Raw genomic sequence first — 19,161 nt, 5'->3', positions numbered from 1 at the left:
ACTTTAATATAGTCTAAAAGACAGGAGGTTAACATATGAAATATTTAATATTAAGCTTAAGTATGTTGTTTCTCGGCTTGAATAGCCAGGCGCAAACAACAGAACATATAACGAAATTGGAAGTTGGAAAAAAGAAGACTAAAAATTTCGTGAGCCGTGATTCGTCGATGATCGTTCGTATCGACACATTGATTATGAAGGACAAAGCCAAGTTGGAATTCTTTGGTAAGAAGGATGTAAAACTAGAGATTGGTCATGCTATTATCGGTAAAAACGCGGTTATTTCAGGTTCAGACGGTAAGAACAACGCGACGAACTTTGATATCAAGGTGAATCTACAAGAGTTAGGCTCGCTTTATGTGATTGCGCGCGGATGGGATGCAATGAACGGTACCAAAACCTTTCCTAACGGAAATGGTGGAAAAGTAAACTTCGCCTATGCGAGTACCGGAATCAAACCACAGACTACCGATAAAAAAGGAAAGAACTATTTATTGATCGATGTACAGCAAGGTGGACTTCGCGTAAACCCTACATCAGACTTGCAACGTGTTTATTCACAAATTTCCATGTCTGGTCCGGGACTGCGGGGAGTACCGCAAGGTCAAGTATATTCAGGGTCGCCTGGTACAGAAGGTAAAGCAGAAATTACAGCCTATGATTAATCATAGGCTTTTTTTATGCCTAATAATTCGCTAAATTTAAGACATGAAAATATTGGCTTTCGCTGGTAGCAGCAGCAAGAACTCCATCAACAAGAAGTTTATCACTTCGGTTTCCAAATATTATAAAGAAACAGACGATATCATTGAAATATTAGATTTGAACGATTTTGAAATGCCGCTATTCTCCGTCGATCGAGAACAGGAGATTGGCAGCCCTGATGCTGCGCAAGCATTCGCAGCAAAGATCGATTGGGCAGATCTGATATTAATTTCCTTGGCAGAACATAACGGAAACTACGCCACCGCATACAAGAATATCTACGATTGGACCTCAAGAATCAAAGGTCGTAAACTATTTAATGGAAAAGCTGTTTTTCTATTAGCGACCAGCAATGGCAAAGGCGGTGGTCAATGCATTTTGGATATCGCATTGTCCCGCATGCCGAAAGATGGCGCTGATATTCTGGAAAGCTTTTCACTGCCGGAATACAGCAAGAATTTTAAAGAAGGCGTTGGCATCATTACGCCCTTATTGCGTAGTCAATTGGAGGCTAAGGTGCGTAAGACCAAACGAATGATGGCGACGAAGTTAACAGAGAACAATAATTAAAAATTAAATATCATGGCAAAGAAAGTATTATTATTAGTTGGAGATTATGTTGAAGATTATGAAGCGATGGTTCCCTTCCAAGCGATGGGTGCTGTAGGTATCGAAGTAGATGCTATTGCTCCAGATCGTAAAAAAGGTGATGTCGTACCTACGGCAGTTCACGATTTTACCGGCGATCAAACGTATAAAGAATTGCGCGGGCACAACTTTGCAATTAATAAAGATTTTGATTCGGTAAATCCGGATCACTATGATGGACTTTACATAGCAGGAGGTCGATCAGCGGAGTACATTCGTTTAAATAAACGCGTTATCGAAATTACGAAGCATTTCTTTGAGAAAAATAAGCCCGTTGCAGCGATCTGTCATGGTATACAGGTATTAACGACTGCGCAGGTATTGAAGGGACGTACATTGACAGCTTATGTGGCTGTTGGTCCGGATATAGAGTTGGCAGGCGGTACCTGGAAAAACATTCCTGCAGACCAAGCTGTTGTTGACGGAAAATTAGTAACCTCGCCTGCTTGGCCAGGTCACCAAGCGATTTTGAAAGAGTTTTATAAATTGTTAGGCATCCAAGTTAGTTTATAATCGAGGTAGGGATAGATGGCGCAACAGAAAAGTAAAAAGGTTTGGTTTTTTGCCATTCCGCTCATTTGTTTATTAGGGTATTTTATCTGGGATGCTTATTCGCAGCCTTCGATTAAAGATTTGCCCGGAGATTTTGAAGAGGTCGCCTTTGTGCGGAATGAGCAGAATAAGGGTGGCATTATTCGGATTTATGCAGTAACGGTCGGTGATCCGATGAATGCACAATATGATCAATGTGCGGATCAATTTCCTACCAATGACTATGGTTCGGTTACTAAAGTCTTCTTTTTCGATAAACATAAACCTTTTCCTACAACTTTAAATATTGAAGAGCCGCACTACGACGACAAAAAGTTTGAGGCAATAAATATTCAAAAGAGATATGGGTCGCAAAAGTGATTTAACAATTTGATTTTAGATAGTTAATAAAAATTTAACACAGCACCGATAATTTCGGGGCTAATATGAGAGAACTAGAAATGGCAAAAAAGTTTATCCCAAGGGATATTAGTTGGTTAAGTTTTAACGCTCGTGTATTGCAAGAAGCTGCAGACACTGAGGTTCCATTGGAACAACGCATCAAGTTTCTAGGTATCTTCTCGAATAATCTAGACGAGTTTTTTCGTGTCCGTGTCGCTGCATTAAAGCGCGCTGCGGAGATTAATACCAAAGTAGTGTTGGGATCTTTTTATGAAGATCCCAACGTTATTTTAGAGCAGATAACGCATATCGTCATCAAGCAGCAGAAAAAGTTTGATAAGATTTGGTTAGATGTTCAGAAAGAAATGGCAAAACAACGTGTCTTTATTAAGACTGCGGAGGATTTGTCGGAGGAGCAATTGGCATTTGTGAAAGACTATTTCGACCGAGAGGTGGAAAGCAGTATTATTCCGCTGCTCTTGGATGAGGTACGCCCTATGCCCTACCTGCGCGACAAAAGTCTTTATTTGGGTGTTGCCATGTATAAGAAAGACTGGCAATATCAGACGAAGTTTGCCATCATTGAATTACCATCGAGCCAGCATGGTCGATTTGTGATTCTGCCGGCTCCTAAGAATCAGAAGCATATTATCTTGATTGAAGATGTGGTAAAAGTTAATCTGCCTTATATTTTCTCTTATTTCGGCTTTGATGAATTTGTAGCTAATACCTTCAAGATTACCAAAGATGCTGAGTTTGATTTAGACAATGACGTGAACACGACCTTTGTAGAAAAGATTACAAAAGGCGTAAAAAATAGACGTAAAGGCAAGCCAACACGCTTTGTATTTGATAAGGACATGGACCAGATGCTTTTGGAGTTTTTGATTCGAAAACTGGATCTATCAAAACGAGACAGCATCATCCCTGGACAGAAAATCCACAATTTCAAGCATTTTATGGACTTCCCGGATGTGTTCAGATCCTATAAGAAGCCCTTTGAGCGAACTTCGTTTGAACATCCTGACCTCTGCGATGTCGAGCGTGTGACGGATGTCATCTTGAAAAAAGACGTGCTCCTCTCCTTTCCATATCATCAGTTTAGGCCGATGATTGATCTGTTGCGGGAAGCTGCAATGGATCCGGACGTAAAAACGATCAAGATTACCATCTATAGAATGGCTACGAACTCCAAGATCGCGAATGCTTTAGTGAATGCAGCGCGGAATGGAAAAGAAGTGACGGTGATGTTGGAATTGCGTGCGCGATTTGATGAAGAGCATAATTTGGATTGGAAAGAACGTTTCGAAATGGAGGGCGTGAAGGTGCTTGTCGGTATTCCGAACAGGAAAGTACATGCCAAACTATGTATTATCAAAAAGCGGGTAGATAACAAAACGATTCAGTATGGTTTTGTGAGCACCGGAAACATTAATGAGAAGACGGCTCGAATTTACGGAGACCACTGTTTGATGACCAGCAACAAAAGCGTAATGGCCGATATCAATAAGATATTCAATGCCTTACAAAAGCCGAAGTTGCCTTTAGAAAACACGATTAAAAACTGTAAAAGCTTACTGACCTGCCCTTTGGATATGCGTCAGCAAATTCTGCAGTTTATAGATAAAGAGATCATCGAGGCGAAGGCTGGTCGAAAAGCCCACGTCATCATTAAGATCAACTCCCTGAGCGATAAAGAATGTATCAAAAAGTTGTATGAGGCTGCAATTGCCGGCGTAAAGGTGGAGCTCATTGTTCGTGGCGTCTACTGTGCCATCAATCAGAAGAAATTTAAAGAGCCATTATATGGTATCAGCATTGTAGATGAATATTTAGAACACGCCCGTGTGTTCTATTTCTACGCTGCTGGCAAAGAGTTGACCTATATCTCTTCGGCCGATTTGATGACGCGGAATCTAGACTATCGTATTGAAGCAGCAGTGAAAATCAATAATAAGAAGTTGAAAACTGAGCTTAAGGATTTGTTACAGATTCAGCTTAAAGATAATGTAAAAGCTAGGATTTTCGACAACCTGCAGACGAATGAATATGTGAGCAACAAAAAGCCTGCATTTCGCTCGCAGCTCGAGATTTTCAGCTATCTATATGCAAAGACCAAAAAAGAAACGACTGAGTCCGTATAAAATATGACAATATAGCGCTGTATTTTTACTAATATTTTTAGTATTTTAGAAAAATATTAGGAGGAAATATGGCTACTGAATTTATTCAAGGTCGTGGTGCACAGGAGAATGTATCGAACATCTTCTTTAAACAGTGCTATAGTAAAGATATTATTGAGGGGATCGATGAATGGGAAGAGGAAAAGCCGCAAACTCACTTTACGATCGTACATCCCAAGAGTTTCGTAAATAAGGTGACAAGCCCCGATGTGGGCATGGAATATTCAGCCAATCCCTATCAGGGTTGCGAGCATGGATGCATCTATTGCTATGCGCGCAATTCTCATCAGTACTGGGGATACAGCGCCGGTTTGGATTTCGAAACTAAAATCATGGTGAAAGCGAATAGCGTCAAGTTATTCCGTGAATTTATCAGCCGTAAATCTTGGACAGGTATGCCTATATCGCTTTCCGGCAATACAGACTGCTACCAACCCTTAGAGCGGAAATTCCAATTAACTCGTGGAATTTTAAAGACTGCAAGCCAATATGGCCAGCCGGTAAGCATTATTACAAAGAACAGCTTGATCCTGCGCGATGCTGATATCATCAGCGAGCTTGCCAATCGGAATCTATGCGTGGTCTACATTTCCATCAATTCATTAACAGAAGATACGCGATTGAAGCTCGAACCTAGGACGGTAACTGCTAAACAGCGCTTACATGTGATCGAGTCGCTTTCCAAGCTTGGAGTGCCCGTAGGCATCATGTGTGCTCCTGTGATCCCTGGATTAACAGATCATGAGATCCCTAAAGTTCTGCAAGCAGCAGCCAATGCTGGGGCGAAATGGGCCGGTTATACGACCGTGCGATTAAATGGTGAAATCGGACAGATATTCGAGAATTGGCTACATAAGGCTTACCCCGATCGCGCAAATAAGATTTGGCACAGCATCCAAAGTTGCCATAATGGAAAGGTCAATGATAGCGAGTTCGGAAATCGGATGAAAGGAACGGGTCAACTGGCGCAAATGATAAAAGATAGTTTCCGTATGCACTGCAAACGCAATAATTTGAACGTAGAGCATTTTGAGTTCGACTGTTCACAACTCGTTAAAAAGACTGACCAGCAGCTTAAATTATTCTAAATTGAAAGCGTTAAGAAGTGTTAAAAAGAAAATGTAACAGCTATGTTGCAGTCATAATGGCATCGTGTTTGGTTCACTAAGTACAATAACTATTAGAAAAACATAAATATTGTACTATGAAAAACACATTGAAATTATTAAGTCTTTTGTTCGTTGTCCTGTTTACAGTTTCTGCTTGTTCGAAAGACGATGATCCCGTAGATAATGAATTATTTACTGGAAATTATACTGGCGATGTCGGATATACTAATCTTTTGGATGACAGCAAAAGTGTCGCGTATGGCCCTGGTTCTGTTCGCGTGTACAAAGTTGGGGATAAGTATGCTTTCGACTTCAAAACAGATGCAGGAAACATCCCTTCATTGACAGGAATCGTGATGCAAAAAGGAGAAAACAATACAATCTTCTTTAATTCTGAAGCAATCGGAACGATTACCATCTCAGAAAGCACCTTAGAAATCGCTTATACGAATCTCGATACGAAAGAATCGTTTAGAGCAAGTTGTGATAGATAATATTTAGATATTAGAGTATAGATATTAGATCTTAGACATATGGCGCCGATTAGGCGCCATATTTTTTGTATTAGTTTTTTGAACCAGGAAAAGAAGGATTCAAGAATGGGCAGGATGTTTCGCCATAGGTCTTAATACTAAGTACTAACTACTAAATACTATTTCTGAACCAGGAAAAGAAGGATTCAAGAATGAGCAGGATGCTTCTCCATAGGTCTTAATACTAAGTACTAACTACTAAATACTATTTCTGAACCAGGAAAAAAAGGATGTAAGGATTAGCAGGATCCTGTCCATCCTTGAATCCTTCCTTTCTTGGTTCAAAACAATCTACCTCTTCCTCTCTAAACCAAAGGTGCAAAGACATCCTTCCTTACTCCCATTCCAAAAAAAAAAACTGCACTGCTGCAGTTTCTAATATCTAACGTCTAATATCTTAAATCTAATGTCTAACATCTAAAATCATTACCACCTTGAACAGCATACTATTACTATTGATGAATAGATTGTGCTTATCGGGGTAATGAAATTTTAAGCGGTCTTGAAGGAAGTTAATATAGTCGTTATCGGACTGATCTTTTAGGTAGTGATTGACATGATTGCTAACTTCCAGCTTTATTTGATTAGTTGTACTGCTTAAGCGAATTTTAATTGGATGCTCAGGCATCGTATTATAACCGTTTGTCAGCGCATTTTGAACCAGTGGGAGGAAAAGTAACGCATTAACCTGTAAAGACGGATCTGCGATATTAAAATCAACTTTAACATGCTGCTCTTCTGGATGAAGCATACTCCATAAAGAGATATAATATTCCAAGAGCGCTATTTCTTCCGATATTCTATGCATGCTGTCTCTAGAGAGATTTTCTGTCTGTTTAAACCAATTAGTAAAGCGCTCTTTCGTTTCCAATGTTTTCTCTTTCTTTTCAAACAAATCCAAGAGTTCAGTATCGAGTTCGCTGATAGAAAACGACTGCGCTGCACCAATAGGCAACCACAAATCCTTTGATTCTTGCGACTGCTTATTATTGCTTTTTTTCCAAAACATCTTTTTTCTTTGAAGGTTCAACGCCACTTACACCGCCCGAAACGGCTAATTTCATCGCATCCGTGGCTGTCATATTTAACTTATGTACTTTATCAGCGCTAATGATAGCAACCTGTCCTGCAACAGAATAGGAATATGGAAAGTAAACAATAACTTCACCTGCCAATCCTATGCTGCTCAAATCTTTTTGCGTTAAGAATCCCACTTTCTTCAAGCCGAAGTTGTTCACTTCGACCAGTACAGGTTCGTTGAATTTCTTAGCATCACCAACAAAGGCTTCCGTAAAGTCTTTGATCGATGAATATAATGTATTGAATAATGGTATTTTGTTGATTGTCCGCGTCATCCAATTTCGGATCGGCGCCGTTACTAGTGTAGTAAAGATAAGACCTACCAGTGCCAACAGAAGAATGACAGAGAGAATCCCTATCCCTGGAATATAGAGGGGATGTCCGGTTTCATCTTCTAGGAAGTGCTCAGTAATGTTCAACGCCCCATCTAGGGTAGCGACTAACCACACAATCACAAAGATTGCTCCCGCAACAGGCGCAACGACCAAGGTTCCCTTGATTAAATAATAAAAGAATTGTTGAAAGAATTTACGCAACATGTTTATTCAAAATAATAGACTCTTTTTACCCTGCTTGATATATTGACCAATAGTTCATACGGAATGGTGCCAATATCCTTGGACGCCTGCATGATATCCGGAAATACCTCCACGGTATCCCCTTCCTTGACTTCAATATCGGTCACATCTAGCATACACATATCCATACAGATAGTACCTACAGTTGGGACCAATTGATTATTGATTTTCATTTTTCCAATTCCGTTCCCAAATTTACGATTATATCCGTCAGCATACCCAATTTTAACAGTAGCAATTGTACTGTCACGTGTTAACACGCCTTTTCGATCATAACCAACAGTCTCGGTCTTCGGTAAATCTTTTATCTGCGTTACTGTTGTTCGAAGGGTACTCACCTTCTCTAAAAGGCCATTTCCGTTGTCCATATCGACACCATAGAGCCCTATTCCTAAGCGCACCATATCAAAATGCGCTTGCGGCCAGCGTACGATTGCCGATGTATTCGCAACATGCTTGATGAAGGAATAACCGACTCCGGCTTCTAATTTGGTAACACAATTTGTATATGTATCGATTTGCTGTTGGGTGAAATCATCTTGATTAGCATCTCCGGAAGCAACCAAGTGGGTGAAGCAGGATTGTACTTTAACTTCCTTATGTTGGTTCAGGCACTCGATAAGTTCATCAACTTCATTTGGCAAGAATCCCAATCGATGCATGCCTGTATCTAACTTTACATGAATCTTATATCCTTCACGCTTATTGGCTTTTAAGAAGTCTATAAATTGATTTAAGAAACGCATGGAGTAAACCTCGGGCTCTAGCTCGTATTGGAGAAGCGTCTGAAAAGTATCGCTATCTGGACTCAGCACCATGATAGGCAATGAGATGCCTCCCATCCTTAACTCGACACCTTCATCAGCAAAAGCTACTGTTAGATAATCGACTTTGCTGAACTGCAGCAGATTAGCAACTTCGAAGCTGCCACTTCCATAGGAGAAAGCTTTGACCATAGCCATCAGCTTCACTTGATTGGGGATCATCGCCCGATAATGCATAAGATTATGCGATAGCGCATTCAGGTTAATTTCAAGAACGGTTCCATGGGATCTCAACGTCAATCGCTGTACAATCTGTTCAAAACGGAACGCCCTCCCTCCTTTGATCAAAACAGTTTCATCCTTGATGTTTAAAGTCTCTAACTGATGGAGCAAATCCTCCGTACTTGCAAAGCGCTGTATCGTTGTTGTTGATAGCTTGTCCAACCATTGATAATCAGGACCAACCCATATCATTCGGCTAAGAGATGTTCGAGTAAGTATGCCTAGAAGCTTCTCCTGCAACTTCTCACTGCTAGACAAGCCTTCCATGTCGGACAGAATAAGCGTTTTCCTAGGGTGCTGATTTTGCTGCGCAAGAAAATCTAATGATATCTGAAGAGATGCTAAATCATTAGAATACGAATCATCGATTAGGGAACTGTTAGCAATTCCCTTTTTCAACTGCAAACGCATTTCTAAAGGTCTTAGCTGCTGCAACCGTTCAATGATCTGTGGTTCGGTATAACCAAAGTACGTCATTGCCGTGAAGCAGGTCAGTATATTCTCGATCGAAGCTTTATCCCTGAAAGGGACTTCAAAAGTGTGGATATTATCTTTAGACTTAATTGTTAATTCAGTTCCTTTTCCTGATGGTTGTTGACTTAACAATTGTATTAAATCGCTCTCTTCCTCTCCCCACTGCAATAATTTAATATTTGAAGAAACTTGATCGGCATTAACATATTTGGAGCCAGCAATAAGCACATTAGATCGTTGAAATAGTTTCAACTTCTCTGACAGTTTAGCTTGCTTCGAAATAAAATGTTGCGAATGGGCTAACCCAATATTAGTAAAAATCCCTACTTCAGGCTGTATAAGCGATTGTAAGCGGTCCATCTCTCCCGGTTCTGAAATCCCTGCTTCTATCAATGCTATATCATATTGCGTAGTTAGATTCCAAAGCGACAACGCGACACCAAGCTGCGAGTTATAGCTTTTCGGACTCTGATATACCTTCTTATCGATGGACAATAATTGGAACAGCCATTCCTTCACGACCGACTTACCATTACTTCCTGCAATTCCTACCACCGTCCCATCAAAGGTTAGCCTATGATACACGGCAAGGCGTTGTAATGCATCTAATACATCTGCAACAATCAGCACATTAACATCAGAAAGTGTCTCGAGGAAAGGCACGTTTTTGGAAACAACAAAACTACGAACTCCCCGCAGATAAGCATCATTTACGAAATCATGACCATCACGGGCGGCAGTAAGCGCAAAAAACAAGCTATGTTCAGGTTGATTAACCTTTCTACTGTCGTATACTAGTTCTGTAATTTGTTGATTATAATCCGCTATTCTATAACTCTTTAACTCTAAAACCTCGCGTATTAAATCGATAGTATACATCTTAAATCAAATATTGAACGAATTTCATCATTTTTTTTATAAGTTCATCATTTTTTGAACATTTGTGTTATGGAAGATCAATCGGGAAAAACTAAGGTTCTTACCCCCTTGCAAGCAAAGAGGAAAGCTGAAAGCTATTGTGCGTATCAAGAGCGAGCACAACAAGAAGTCCGCGACAAGCTATATAGCTGGGGGTTACATAGCAATGATGTTGAGCAAATAATTTCAGACCTAATCTCCGATAATTTCCTGAACGAAGAGCGGTTTGCAAAAGCGTTTGTATTAGGAAAATTCAGAATGAAAGGCTGGGGAAAGATAAAAATTGTTCAGCATCTAAAAGCTAAACGAATCTCAAAGCCTCTGATCCAAATTGCGCTCAGGGAAATAGATTTAGACGACTATGAAGAGAAATTATCTGAGTTAATTTCAAAAAAGATTAAGGTAGATCCCTCATCCCTGACTTTAAAAGAGAAAGCAAAGCTGATCAGGTATCTACAATCAAAAGGATATGAAAACGATTTGATATTTTCTAAAATTAAGCAATAGCTGTGTCGGTTCAGAATTTAGAGAATACTATTTTAATTAAATATCTATGATTGAATACTAGGCTTAAATAAAAAAATATGGCTTGAGCGCCAACAAGTTGATGTCTCTCTGTGGACTTTTTTAAAAAATAATTTTAGGAATTGATTTTTCTCTCTATATTTGCACCACGTCAAGCGAAAGTAGCTCAGTTGGTAGAGCACAACCTTGCCAAGGTTGGGGTCGCGAGTTCGAATCTCGTCTTTCGCTCAGTTGCCTAGGTGGTGGAACTGGTAGACACGCAGGACTTAAAATCCTGTTCCCGTTAAGGGAGTGCGGGTTCGATTCCCGCCCTAGGTACTTCAAACCCTTGATAACACATTGTTATTCAAGGGTTTTGTTTTTTATAAGGTGTAAAGAAAGTGTAAAAGTGGATCATACCGAAAGTTTGGGGGGAATAGATTTTTAAGCATACAATTTCATCACTCTGTACAGGAAGAATGTTGTGTCCCTAACGCCACGGAAGACGCTTCTGAAAGCTTTGAGTTTTGCATTGAATGATTCTGCGGAAGCATTAGTACTTCTGTTGTCGAAGTAATGGAGAATGTATTGATGATGAGCTGCAATGGATCTTGCTACGCTCTCAAAGGAAGCAATGCCCGCATTCTCAACCTGATTATGCCACAGGCCTAGTTTGGTAAATGCGACCTTTTTGTCCCGGCATTTGTTGAAGATGTCTCCTAAGGCAATTCCAAGATCATAAGCCTGTTTTAGCTTAGGAAACCGCATGAACAGCAATTCAGCCCGGTTTTTCTGGCTTTCTGACCATCGGCTGGGATGCTTGAACAAGAGGTGTCTGGATCTAGCCAATAGCTGTTTGAGCGTATCGCCATTGGGCAATAACTCGGGTTCATATGGGGTTCCTCGCTTTCGCGATTCCATTATCTTCTTGCTTTCTGCATCCAAGACTTCCCAACGATATTTGATACGGAGTTCCTGAACGGCATCGTAAGCTAACTTTTGGACATGGAACCGATCGACCACACGCCTGGCATTCCTGAAACATCTACGGATTGCCTTGGCCATGTTGGGAGCCATATCCATGGTCACCTCCTTTACCTTATTCCTGGATCGCAAGGGTATTCGCTCGAGAACAGCCATGATATCCTCAGCCTGGGTACCCTTTATAGTTGCTAAAATCGTTCCTTTACGCCCTTTTGCCGATTTACTGCTAACAATGGTATATAATTCACCGTTGCTGAAGCTGGTCTCATCGATGCTCAGGTGTTCCGAAATGTTTTCAGGAAACAATGTCCAGCTCTCAGCATGAGGTTTTTGGTCCCAGTCATGGAAATCACTGAGGTGGTTCTTGTACTGATCCTGTAGTTGCTTGCCGTCCATTTGAAAGAATAATCCTACCAATTGGGCGCTTACAGGATAGCTATCCAAATATCTTCTTTAAAAAAAGCCCGAATTCCGTAGTCATTCGAGCGCCCTCACGCACTAGGTTCCAATCTCTTGTGATGATATCTCCGGTATCCAAGACTGTCCAGCGACGACGGCGGATATGTAGCGTAACTTTCTGGCCTCGAATAGGAAAGTCTGAAATTTCAGTAGAAGGCATAAACCCCTTTGACTCCAACTTGCTGTTCTCATAGCCTGTCGGAGCAATATTAAGTTCATCTAAATAAATATGGAGTTGATTGTCGACCTGATCGACTTCTAAAATCTGGAAGTATTCCAAAAGCCCTTCGGGCATCAATAGGGATAGTAATTTACGTTCGGCTTCTTGCAAGGGATATCTGTATTAAGGACGCTAAACTAACAAATTTTTAACATTCCCCCCAAGAATTCAGCTTGATCCGTAAAAGTTTGCGAGATATTATTTGAAAAAACTAAATTATAGATAGGTGTTTTGTAACATAGAAAATATGGGTTCAAATACCTCCGACTCCACAATTAGCGCTGATAATAAATCAGTTACAAAATTTACACCACAAAACGCACCACCTTTTAGATGGTGCGTTTTTATTTTGTGATATTTTTATTGGTTGTAACAACATTTTAGTTAATTAACTAATTAATGGAAGCTTCACTCCTAACTTATATACCTTATGATAAACCTTAATTGGTTCTCTTTTATCAATTATATTTACTAAAGTAAAATCATCAGTTCCATTTTTGATATCAGGATAAATAATCAAACAATCAACATTGCTATCATCTGTAACATTAAGTTTATCACGAACTTTATTTAATCGTGCATAACCAGCTACCTGTCTAATATCTTGATGTAAGTGACTATTTTGGTAATGAAGTTTATATTTTGCATCGATGACCATCTGATAACCATCCTTAGAAACCAAAATATCCAACGCGTTACCATAAGTTGAAAATTGATATAATATGTCACGCTTTGAATCAGGATTGTCCTCAATCATTTTACTGAAAACATACATTTCAAATAGTCTAGGCATATCAATCCAAAAAGGTGGTGTAGCGACCTTTTCCGAAGAAGTCTTCGTAATATTAAAGGCAAATCTTTTTAAAATATGATTACCGATATGAATTGCCTCTTTGTAATCTTTGTAAAATGGATTATGTTTTATTTGATTTAATTCATTTTCACTAACATCATCAGATATTAATTCAAATGCTGGTCTACAATATCTTATTGTTTCCTGTAGTACTTTGTAATTTGAGGATAGAAGAACTTTATGATTTTCTACATAACTAATAACAAATCGGAGAACTTTCTTCAAAAAACGATTTTCAATATGATCTTCACCAAATACCTGATATTTACAATATGTAGCTGTAAAACGATTTTTATAAATATTTTGTTTAATATGTTGACCAACTAGAATTTTGCCTTTAATACGATTATTAAGATTTTCTTGAACTTTATAATAATTTTTCTTTAAACCCTTTCGGACAATAGATTTCAATGTTTGCAGAAAACGAACGATCAAAAATGGAGTCAGTCTATCATCTTTTTGATCAATTGGAATTTGTTCTACATCCCAATCAATTTGAACTAAATCTTTAACTTCTACATTACTTTCACGAACAGATGTTACTTTTAATAACATCTTTAAATAATCAAGTTCGCAAAAAACACCACTTTCTGAAATGCTGTCTCGTACAGACCCGTCCTCTTCTTGATCTAATTGCTGATTAAATGCTTCAGCTGAGGTCGTGTTTAACTTTGGTTCAACATAAAGATTTCGACCTGTATTCCCAAGCCAATCTATGCCGATGCAATAATCTGCTTTAATCTCATAAAAGGAATCTTTTCTACCAAAAAGAAAACGATAACTACTTTTATTAAATGACTTGGACACAACATTTTGATATCTTTCAAACTCCGAAGCATTTAGACACAGTACTTGTGTACTATCATCCAAAAGCTCTTCATCCTGAAGAAGTCTAATAAAATAAGATCTGTGTTCCGATAGACGAATCCCCATTAGATTGAAGCGAATAATTTTTCAATTTGGTTTTCGATATTATCACCTATCAAAACGCCATCTTTCACATATTCTAAAAGAATTGGTCTAATTTCATATTCTAAGCGCAAAGACATAGAAATTCCGTCCTTTTCTTTAGACTTATCGATAAAATAAGAGTGACCTAACTGCACCTCTTTTTTATTAAATTCTGGGGATAAATTTTCATCAAATAGTTTGGCAACCTGATTAAATAGGGCTTGATCAAAAGTAATCTCCTTTTCATCTGACAAATCCTTTGGTAAGACATCCACAAAAGCAAAACGACGACGTATCGCATAATCTATATGCCCAACCGAACGATCTGCGGTATTCATCGTACCTATAATATACAAGTTAGGAGGTAATACCAGCTTGTTATCACCGTCTACTGCATACATAGATTCTACGGATTCTCCTCTATACTCTAAGGCATAAATCAATTCTCCTAATACCGAAGAAAGATTTGCTCGATTGATTTCATCAATTATAAGAACGTAATTTTTTAGTTGGACACTTTGTTCTGTTTTATATATATGTTTATTATTTCCTTTATAATCATAATATTTCTCTACAATTTTTATAAAATACGTAGCATGTTGACGAGTTAATTCTTCTAAATCAGACATTTTTTTAATGTCTTGTCTTTCCTTTGCTTCAGAATCAATAATTTTTCTTAACTCAGAAAACTTCATATTTAATCCTTTAGCGTGGGCTTTCCAATTATCTCCTTTATATTTAAAGCGTGTCTCATCTGCATCAAAAAGATATACAGCTTCTGTAATATCATATTTATGAAGCTCACTTTGAGCTATTTCATCCTTAATATATTCAATAAAAGATTCAAAAACAGAATCATCATTAGTATTTGAAACTACCTTCTGTTTAGAAGCTATATAATTATCCAGCGCTTGCTTTGCGAATTCTCCTAAAATCTTGTTCTCCGCTTCATAAACTACACCATCTCCATCCAAATTAGGCTTAGAAACAATACCTCTTACAAAATCCTCATACGTATAACTCGGGTGAAACTGCAACAATTTGATATATTTAGTTTCTAATTTCTCAACCTTTCTATCATATATAGCTTTAGCCAATACTTGTAAATAAGATGAGTTTCCATGAGAGTTCCAATTATCTGTAGGATCATTCCATCCTTTGGCATTGATACAGTCAATTATCTGTTTAAAATTAACTGTATATTCATTAGTTGCCTTATCGGATTTCACTTTAAAGTAATGCTGACTTTCTGATATTCCTTTTATAATAAAAGGTGTTTTATCTGTCTTTGTTTTAAAATACTCTCCTAATTTAATCAAAGACATGTCACTTTTATTAAACTCGTCATACGATATAAGCTGTTTCGAGATGCTTTTCGCTTCTCTAGTCTTTCCTGTACCTGGAGGCCCTTGAAGTATAATTTGTTTTTTATATTTTAAGAGATTAACTAGTTTATTATCTTGCAATTTATTTGTATCACTCATAATTGATAATAGGTATTCATAATACTTTTGACCTTTTGATATTTCAGCATCATATTGAGTAATATTAGTCAAAGTCTTTAACACTAAGTCAAAATCTACGTTCCATTCACCAGATTTTATCCACTTTACATCTCTAATGCTAGTATATTCATCACGATCAGCATCATAATAATAATCCGAAACAACTTCTCCATACCCCAGTAACTTTCTTTTACCTTTCTTAACGATTATTATATCTCCGACTTCCATCGTATTGTAAAAATCCCAGTTCGCTGTGGCATCATTTTTTTTCGATGAATCAGTTTTATAAATTGTCTGCAAAGCTTTGACAATTGCATCTTTTGAATCATAATTAGCCAAATCACCAAGATCATCCCATCCCAGACCAATGATTTCTTCATTTAAATAGGTTTGCCATAATCGAGCATCTTCTCCAGGCTGATATAACCAGTATTTTTTATTTTCATTCAAAGTTGTGGTATTAGGTATATTGTCCATTAAAACTCTATACTCGTCTAGATTTATAACTTTATCTTTTAAATATTTTATAATCTTTTCTCTATCAGAGTCATCAAGAACGTTAAAATCTTCAATTAATTTAGTTGCGATTAATCCATAATAAGCACCAAATTTTGTTGTCCTATTATCCAAGGGAAATGATGTATAAAATTCGCAAATTGAATCATAGTCATCATTCAACAACAAGACTTCTTTAGAAATTTGTTTCCAAAACTTATAATATATTGGGTATTTAGTGTGATCTTGGCAATGTTTAATCACAGAGAACATATGAGGCAAAAATGCCCTAAGGTTAGAGTTTAATCTACCTTTAAATCCCTTCAAACTATCCGTTAAAGATATTTCATTAAAAAAATCAACTAAATCAAGTTGATCATTATTATCTAAAACTGTACCTTGTTTAAAATTATTTAATCTATTACCAATCCTTACTATAGAATTAATTTTTGAAACAAAAGTTGATAGTAAATCAATATCTCCAGAATCAAAAGTTTGTGATGACTTTAATTTAACAACTACTTTTTCAATTTGCCATCTATCTTCCTCATTACACCAATTAAGCTTACTTTCTATTGGAACCAACCAGTTTTTAGATAATTCTTGCTGATAAATTTTTTCAAAGTCAGTGTTGTATTTTTTGACCAATACTTCAAAAGGGAGATTGTATTGATTTAAGTATTTCTTAATATTCATATCTTCTACCTATTCTTCTTAAAATTTTCAGCTTGCTCTAGTACATTCTTGTACACATCATCCTGTGTAATTGGCGGATAGCCATATTGATGCAGTTTGACGATGATGTCCATCTTGAGTTGTGCTTTGATATCGTCACGATCAGACCAATCGGGATATTTCGCCGTATTATCTACGATCTGTTTTATTTCTCGAGCTAGCTCCAACATTTTGTGTATTTCATGAATTAATCTCTTTTTTTCTAATTTCTAAATATTCATTAAATTTTGTTTTTAGACCATCCGAATCCAATAGTCTATTATAAATAAATTTAATACTAGTTAGTAGTAATCCTGTTGGAATTAACCAAATCCATTTGCAAACTTCTTTTTGCATTGAACCTTCTGGTAATGAATTGGCAAAATTTGTATATACAGCAATAATATTCCAAGATTCATTTTGAAAAGTAAATAATAATATAAAATATACTATACAAATTATTGCTAATGAAACCCAGTAATATCCTTTCGATTTATAATTAGCTAAATCAAGTTTTGCTTTAGTTTCAATTAGTTCTTTTTTAATTTTATTACTTTTTTCAATCTCAGCATTCTTTAACTCTTTTTCATCATCTTTACTTTGTTTCAATGTTTCTATTGCTGATGAAGTGTGTTCTTGATATTTTTCAAATTTATTTTCTAGCCTTTCTTTTGATTTTTCTAATTCCTCTATTTTTAATTCTAAATGAGATTTGGCAAATAATTTAGATTTTTCAATGATTTTTTCATCTGAATTGCTTTTTTCAACAATGCCCTTGAATCCTATATTAATCATTTCAGAAACAATATTACTTTGCTGAGTAAAATCAGATGTTATTTCAGAGATACCGCTAAGAATTAATTGGAGGTTATCATTTGAAATGCCTTTTTCTCCATTATTAATATTTAAAAAGCTAACAAAACTTTTGAAATCATCACTAGTTCTATTTAAATACCTCAATAAAACACTCATCCATTGAGATGGTAATAAAACTATAGGAATTGAGCTATTTTGTGTATAATCCCATTTTCTTAATAATTGATCGGCAGAAATTAAATAATATTTACAATCAAAAATATTATTATAATGTCCATTTCTTAAAATTTCTATTAAATACACATTTTTGGCATCAATAATACTTGCTTCTAAATAAGGTGAAGACTTTCCATCTGATTTGAAAGTATTTATTTGTGACCCTTTATCCAATATTAAATCATTGACATCTGGATCTTTCAAGTCAAAATATTCTTTATAATCATCTTTAATATCGAATTTTTTCTTCAATTCTTCAATTAAAGAGAATATATGAGCTTTAAATAAATCAATTGAATCATTAACTCTTGTTCTTCTCCATGAGTGATAGTAATCTACAAAATCTTGACTTTTGCTAAATTTTTTAAAAACATCTGAATTTATTTTAGCAGTATTGAATCTGTTTATTTGACTAATGTAAAAATCTAATGTTCTTTTTATTTCTTCGAGAGTAAATTTTGATATATATAAATTTTCTCTAGCTTCTTTAAATTTTTCAAGAAATGTTAATGTTCTATTTTTTCGATTTTCTCCATTAATTCCTATAGCTCTAAAAATTACGTTTGTGTCTAAATAAAAACATTTATTTTTTAGATTTTCTAATTTAAAATTTATCCCTTTTTTATTCGTAATTAAGCAATATTCAAGAGCTAAATTTGAAATATCAAAGATCATTTTATTCTTTTCATCATTTTCCCAATTCAAAAAAGTATTTATTATTTCAATCTCAATACTATTTAAGTTATGATCATTAATATTTATTAAATCCTGAATTTGAACTGAAGGATCTACAAGCTTACTAAAACTTGATATATTAGTTTGAAATATCTCATACAAAAACCTATGAATTATTGCTTTTAAATCTTTTAAATTATACTGATTATTAGCTTTATGGAATTGTTCAATGAAATAATCTAAATTGTTATAAACAATTTTTCCTTTTATAGTCTCAAATCTCTTTCCACTCAGAGATATTCTTAATTCTTCAACTTTGCAATTTGAAGTAATAAAATTATCTAAATCATTAGTTACATCTTTAATTTCTTCTTCAGTAAAATCTAAATTATATTGTTTTTTTAGTTTATCTATTAATGAATGTAAACCAATAAATTCATTGTTATTATCAATAAATATAGACTCAATTACTTTTCTATGCAGTGTTTTAGAACTAACCTCATAATTATTATCAGCATAAAGAATAGCTGCAAGTCTAAATATTTCTTGTTTCATAATTTAT

Annotated in this window: 17 protein-coding genes and 2 tRNA genes; 10 read left to right on the top strand and 9 right to left on the bottom strand. The window is 36.3% G+C overall.

All coding sequences use genetic code 11. The features are described 5' to 3' along the window. The first annotated feature begins 35 nt into the window (after nt 1-35). From DSM08_RS08790 to DSM08_RS08760, 7 genes are all read left to right on the top strand, one after another. Complete coding sequence (locus DSM08_RS08790; RefSeq protein ID WP_149525806.1) at nt 36-665, top strand: hypothetical protein; 630 nt, start codon at nt 36-38, stop codon at nt 663-665. A gap of 43 nt (nt 666-708) precedes the next feature. Beyond that, complete coding sequence (locus tag DSM08_RS08785) at nt 709-1,275, top strand: NAD(P)H-dependent oxidoreductase (RefSeq protein WP_149525805.1); 567 nt, start codon at nt 709-711, stop codon at nt 1,273-1,275. Nucleotides 1,276-1,287: 12 nt separating this feature from the next. Next, a complete protein-coding gene (locus DSM08_RS08780; RefSeq protein ID WP_149525804.1) occupies nt 1,288-1,866 on the top strand; it encodes a DJ-1/PfpI family protein in 579 nt (192 codons plus the stop codon). A gap of 15 nt (nt 1,867-1,881) precedes the next feature. After that, the gene (locus DSM08_RS08775; protein ID WP_149525803.1) at nt 1,882-2,265 is read left to right on the top strand and encodes a hypothetical protein; all 384 of its coding nucleotides are present in this window, start codon (nt 1,882-1,884) and stop codon (nt 2,263-2,265) included. Between the two features lie 65 nt (nt 2,266-2,330). Continuing rightward, a complete protein-coding gene (ppk1, locus tag DSM08_RS08770; RefSeq protein ID WP_223110889.1) occupies nt 2,331-4,430 on the top strand; it encodes a polyphosphate kinase 1 in 2,100 nt (699 codons plus the stop codon). A 68-nt stretch (nt 4,431-4,498) separates the two neighbouring features. Beyond that, nucleotides 4,499-5,557, top strand: coding sequence for a PA0069 family radical SAM protein (locus tag DSM08_RS08765; protein ID WP_149525802.1), 1,059 nt, complete (start codon nt 4,499-4,501; stop codon nt 5,555-5,557). A gap of 116 nt (nt 5,558-5,673) precedes the next feature. Continuing rightward, the gene (locus tag DSM08_RS08760; RefSeq protein ID WP_149525801.1) at nt 5,674-6,072 is read left to right on the top strand and encodes a hypothetical protein; all 399 of its coding nucleotides are present in this window, start codon (nt 5,674-5,676) and stop codon (nt 6,070-6,072) included. A 442-nt stretch (nt 6,073-6,514) separates the two neighbouring features. On the opposite strand, the gene DSM08_RS08755 is transcribed toward DSM08_RS08760, so the two are convergent. The 3 genes from DSM08_RS08755 to DSM08_RS08745 are packed head-to-tail and all read right to left on the bottom strand — an operon-like array spanning nt 6,515 to nt 10,168. Next, entirely contained in the window at nt 6,515-7,120 is a 606-nt protein-coding gene (locus DSM08_RS08755) for a sensor histidine kinase (RefSeq protein WP_149525800.1), read from the bottom strand. Next, nucleotides 7,098-7,730 (bottom strand): DUF502 domain-containing protein, encoded by a 633-nt coding sequence (locus tag DSM08_RS08750; RefSeq protein ID WP_149525799.1) that lies wholly within the window; start codon nt 7,728-7,730, stop codon nt 7,098-7,100. Before DSM08_RS08750 ends, DSM08_RS08755 begins: the two co-directional genes overlap by 23 nt. 2 nt (nt 7,731-7,732) lie before the next feature. Next, complete coding sequence (locus DSM08_RS08745) at nt 7,733-10,168, bottom strand: bifunctional UDP-N-acetylmuramoyl-tripeptide:D-alanyl-D-alanine ligase/alanine racemase (RefSeq protein WP_149525798.1); 2,436 nt, start codon at nt 10,166-10,168, stop codon at nt 7,733-7,735. 69 nt (nt 10,169-10,237) lie between these two features. On the opposite strand from DSM08_RS08745, the gene DSM08_RS08740 reads away from it, so the two are divergent. The 3 genes from DSM08_RS08740 to DSM08_RS08730 all read left to right on the top strand — a co-directional run bounded on the left by DSM08_RS08740 (nt 10,238) and on the right by DSM08_RS08730 (nt 11,050). Further along, nucleotides 10,238-10,714, top strand: a complete 477-nt coding sequence (locus DSM08_RS08740) for a regulatory protein RecX (protein WP_149525797.1) — start codon at nt 10,238-10,240, stop codon at nt 10,712-10,714. Nucleotides 10,715-10,887: 173 nt separating this feature from the next. Then, a tRNA-Gly gene (locus DSM08_RS08735) sits at nt 10,888-10,960 on the top strand. A gap of 5 nt (nt 10,961-10,965) precedes the next feature. Beyond that, nucleotides 10,966-11,050, top strand: a tRNA-Leu gene (locus DSM08_RS08730). A gap of 105 nt (nt 11,051-11,155) precedes the next feature. On the opposite strand, the gene DSM08_RS08725 is transcribed toward DSM08_RS08730, so the two are convergent. The 6 genes from DSM08_RS08725 to DSM08_RS08700 form a co-directional block, all read right to left on the bottom strand. Next, a complete protein-coding gene (locus DSM08_RS08725; RefSeq protein ID WP_246172308.1) occupies nt 11,156-12,139 on the bottom strand; it encodes an ISAon1 family transposase in 984 nt (327 codons plus the stop codon). After that, nucleotides 12,132-12,485, bottom strand: coding sequence for an ISAon1 family transposase N-terminal region protein (locus DSM08_RS08720; RefSeq protein ID WP_094258934.1), 354 nt, complete (start codon nt 12,483-12,485; stop codon nt 12,132-12,134). The genes DSM08_RS08725 and DSM08_RS08720 overlap by 8 nt, the downstream gene beginning before the upstream one ends. A 277-nt stretch (nt 12,486-12,762) precedes the next feature. Next, the gene (locus DSM08_RS08715; RefSeq protein WP_149525796.1) at nt 12,763-14,160 is read right to left on the bottom strand and encodes a 5-methylcytosine restriction system specificity protein McrC; all 1,398 of its coding nucleotides are present in this window, start codon (nt 14,158-14,160) and stop codon (nt 12,763-12,765) included. After that, nucleotides 14,160-16,874: an AAA family ATPase gene (locus DSM08_RS19140; protein WP_223110888.1), complete on the bottom strand. Its 2,715-nt coding sequence runs from the start codon at nt 16,872-16,874 to the stop codon at nt 14,160-14,162. The genes DSM08_RS08715 and DSM08_RS19140 overlap by 1 nt, the downstream gene beginning before the upstream one ends. 5 nt (nt 16,875-16,879) lie before the next feature. Further along, nucleotides 16,880-17,083, bottom strand: coding sequence for a type I restriction enzyme endonuclease domain-containing protein (locus DSM08_RS08705; RefSeq protein ID WP_246172539.1), 204 nt, complete (start codon nt 17,081-17,083; stop codon nt 16,880-16,882). Nucleotides 17,084-17,093: 10 nt separating this feature from the next. Continuing rightward, nucleotides 17,094-19,154 (bottom strand): hypothetical protein, encoded by a 2,061-nt coding sequence (locus DSM08_RS08700; RefSeq protein ID WP_149525795.1) that lies wholly within the window; start codon nt 19,152-19,154, stop codon nt 17,094-17,096. Nucleotides 19,155-19,161 lie beyond the last annotated feature (7 nt).

This window comes from Sphingobacterium hotanense, assembly GCF_008274825.1.
Classification (GTDB): domain Bacteria; phylum Bacteroidota; class Bacteroidia; order Sphingobacteriales; family Sphingobacteriaceae; genus Sphingobacterium; species Sphingobacterium hotanense.
Note: the sequence above shows the minus strand (reverse complement) of the source record. Positions and strands in the feature narration are given on the sequence as shown.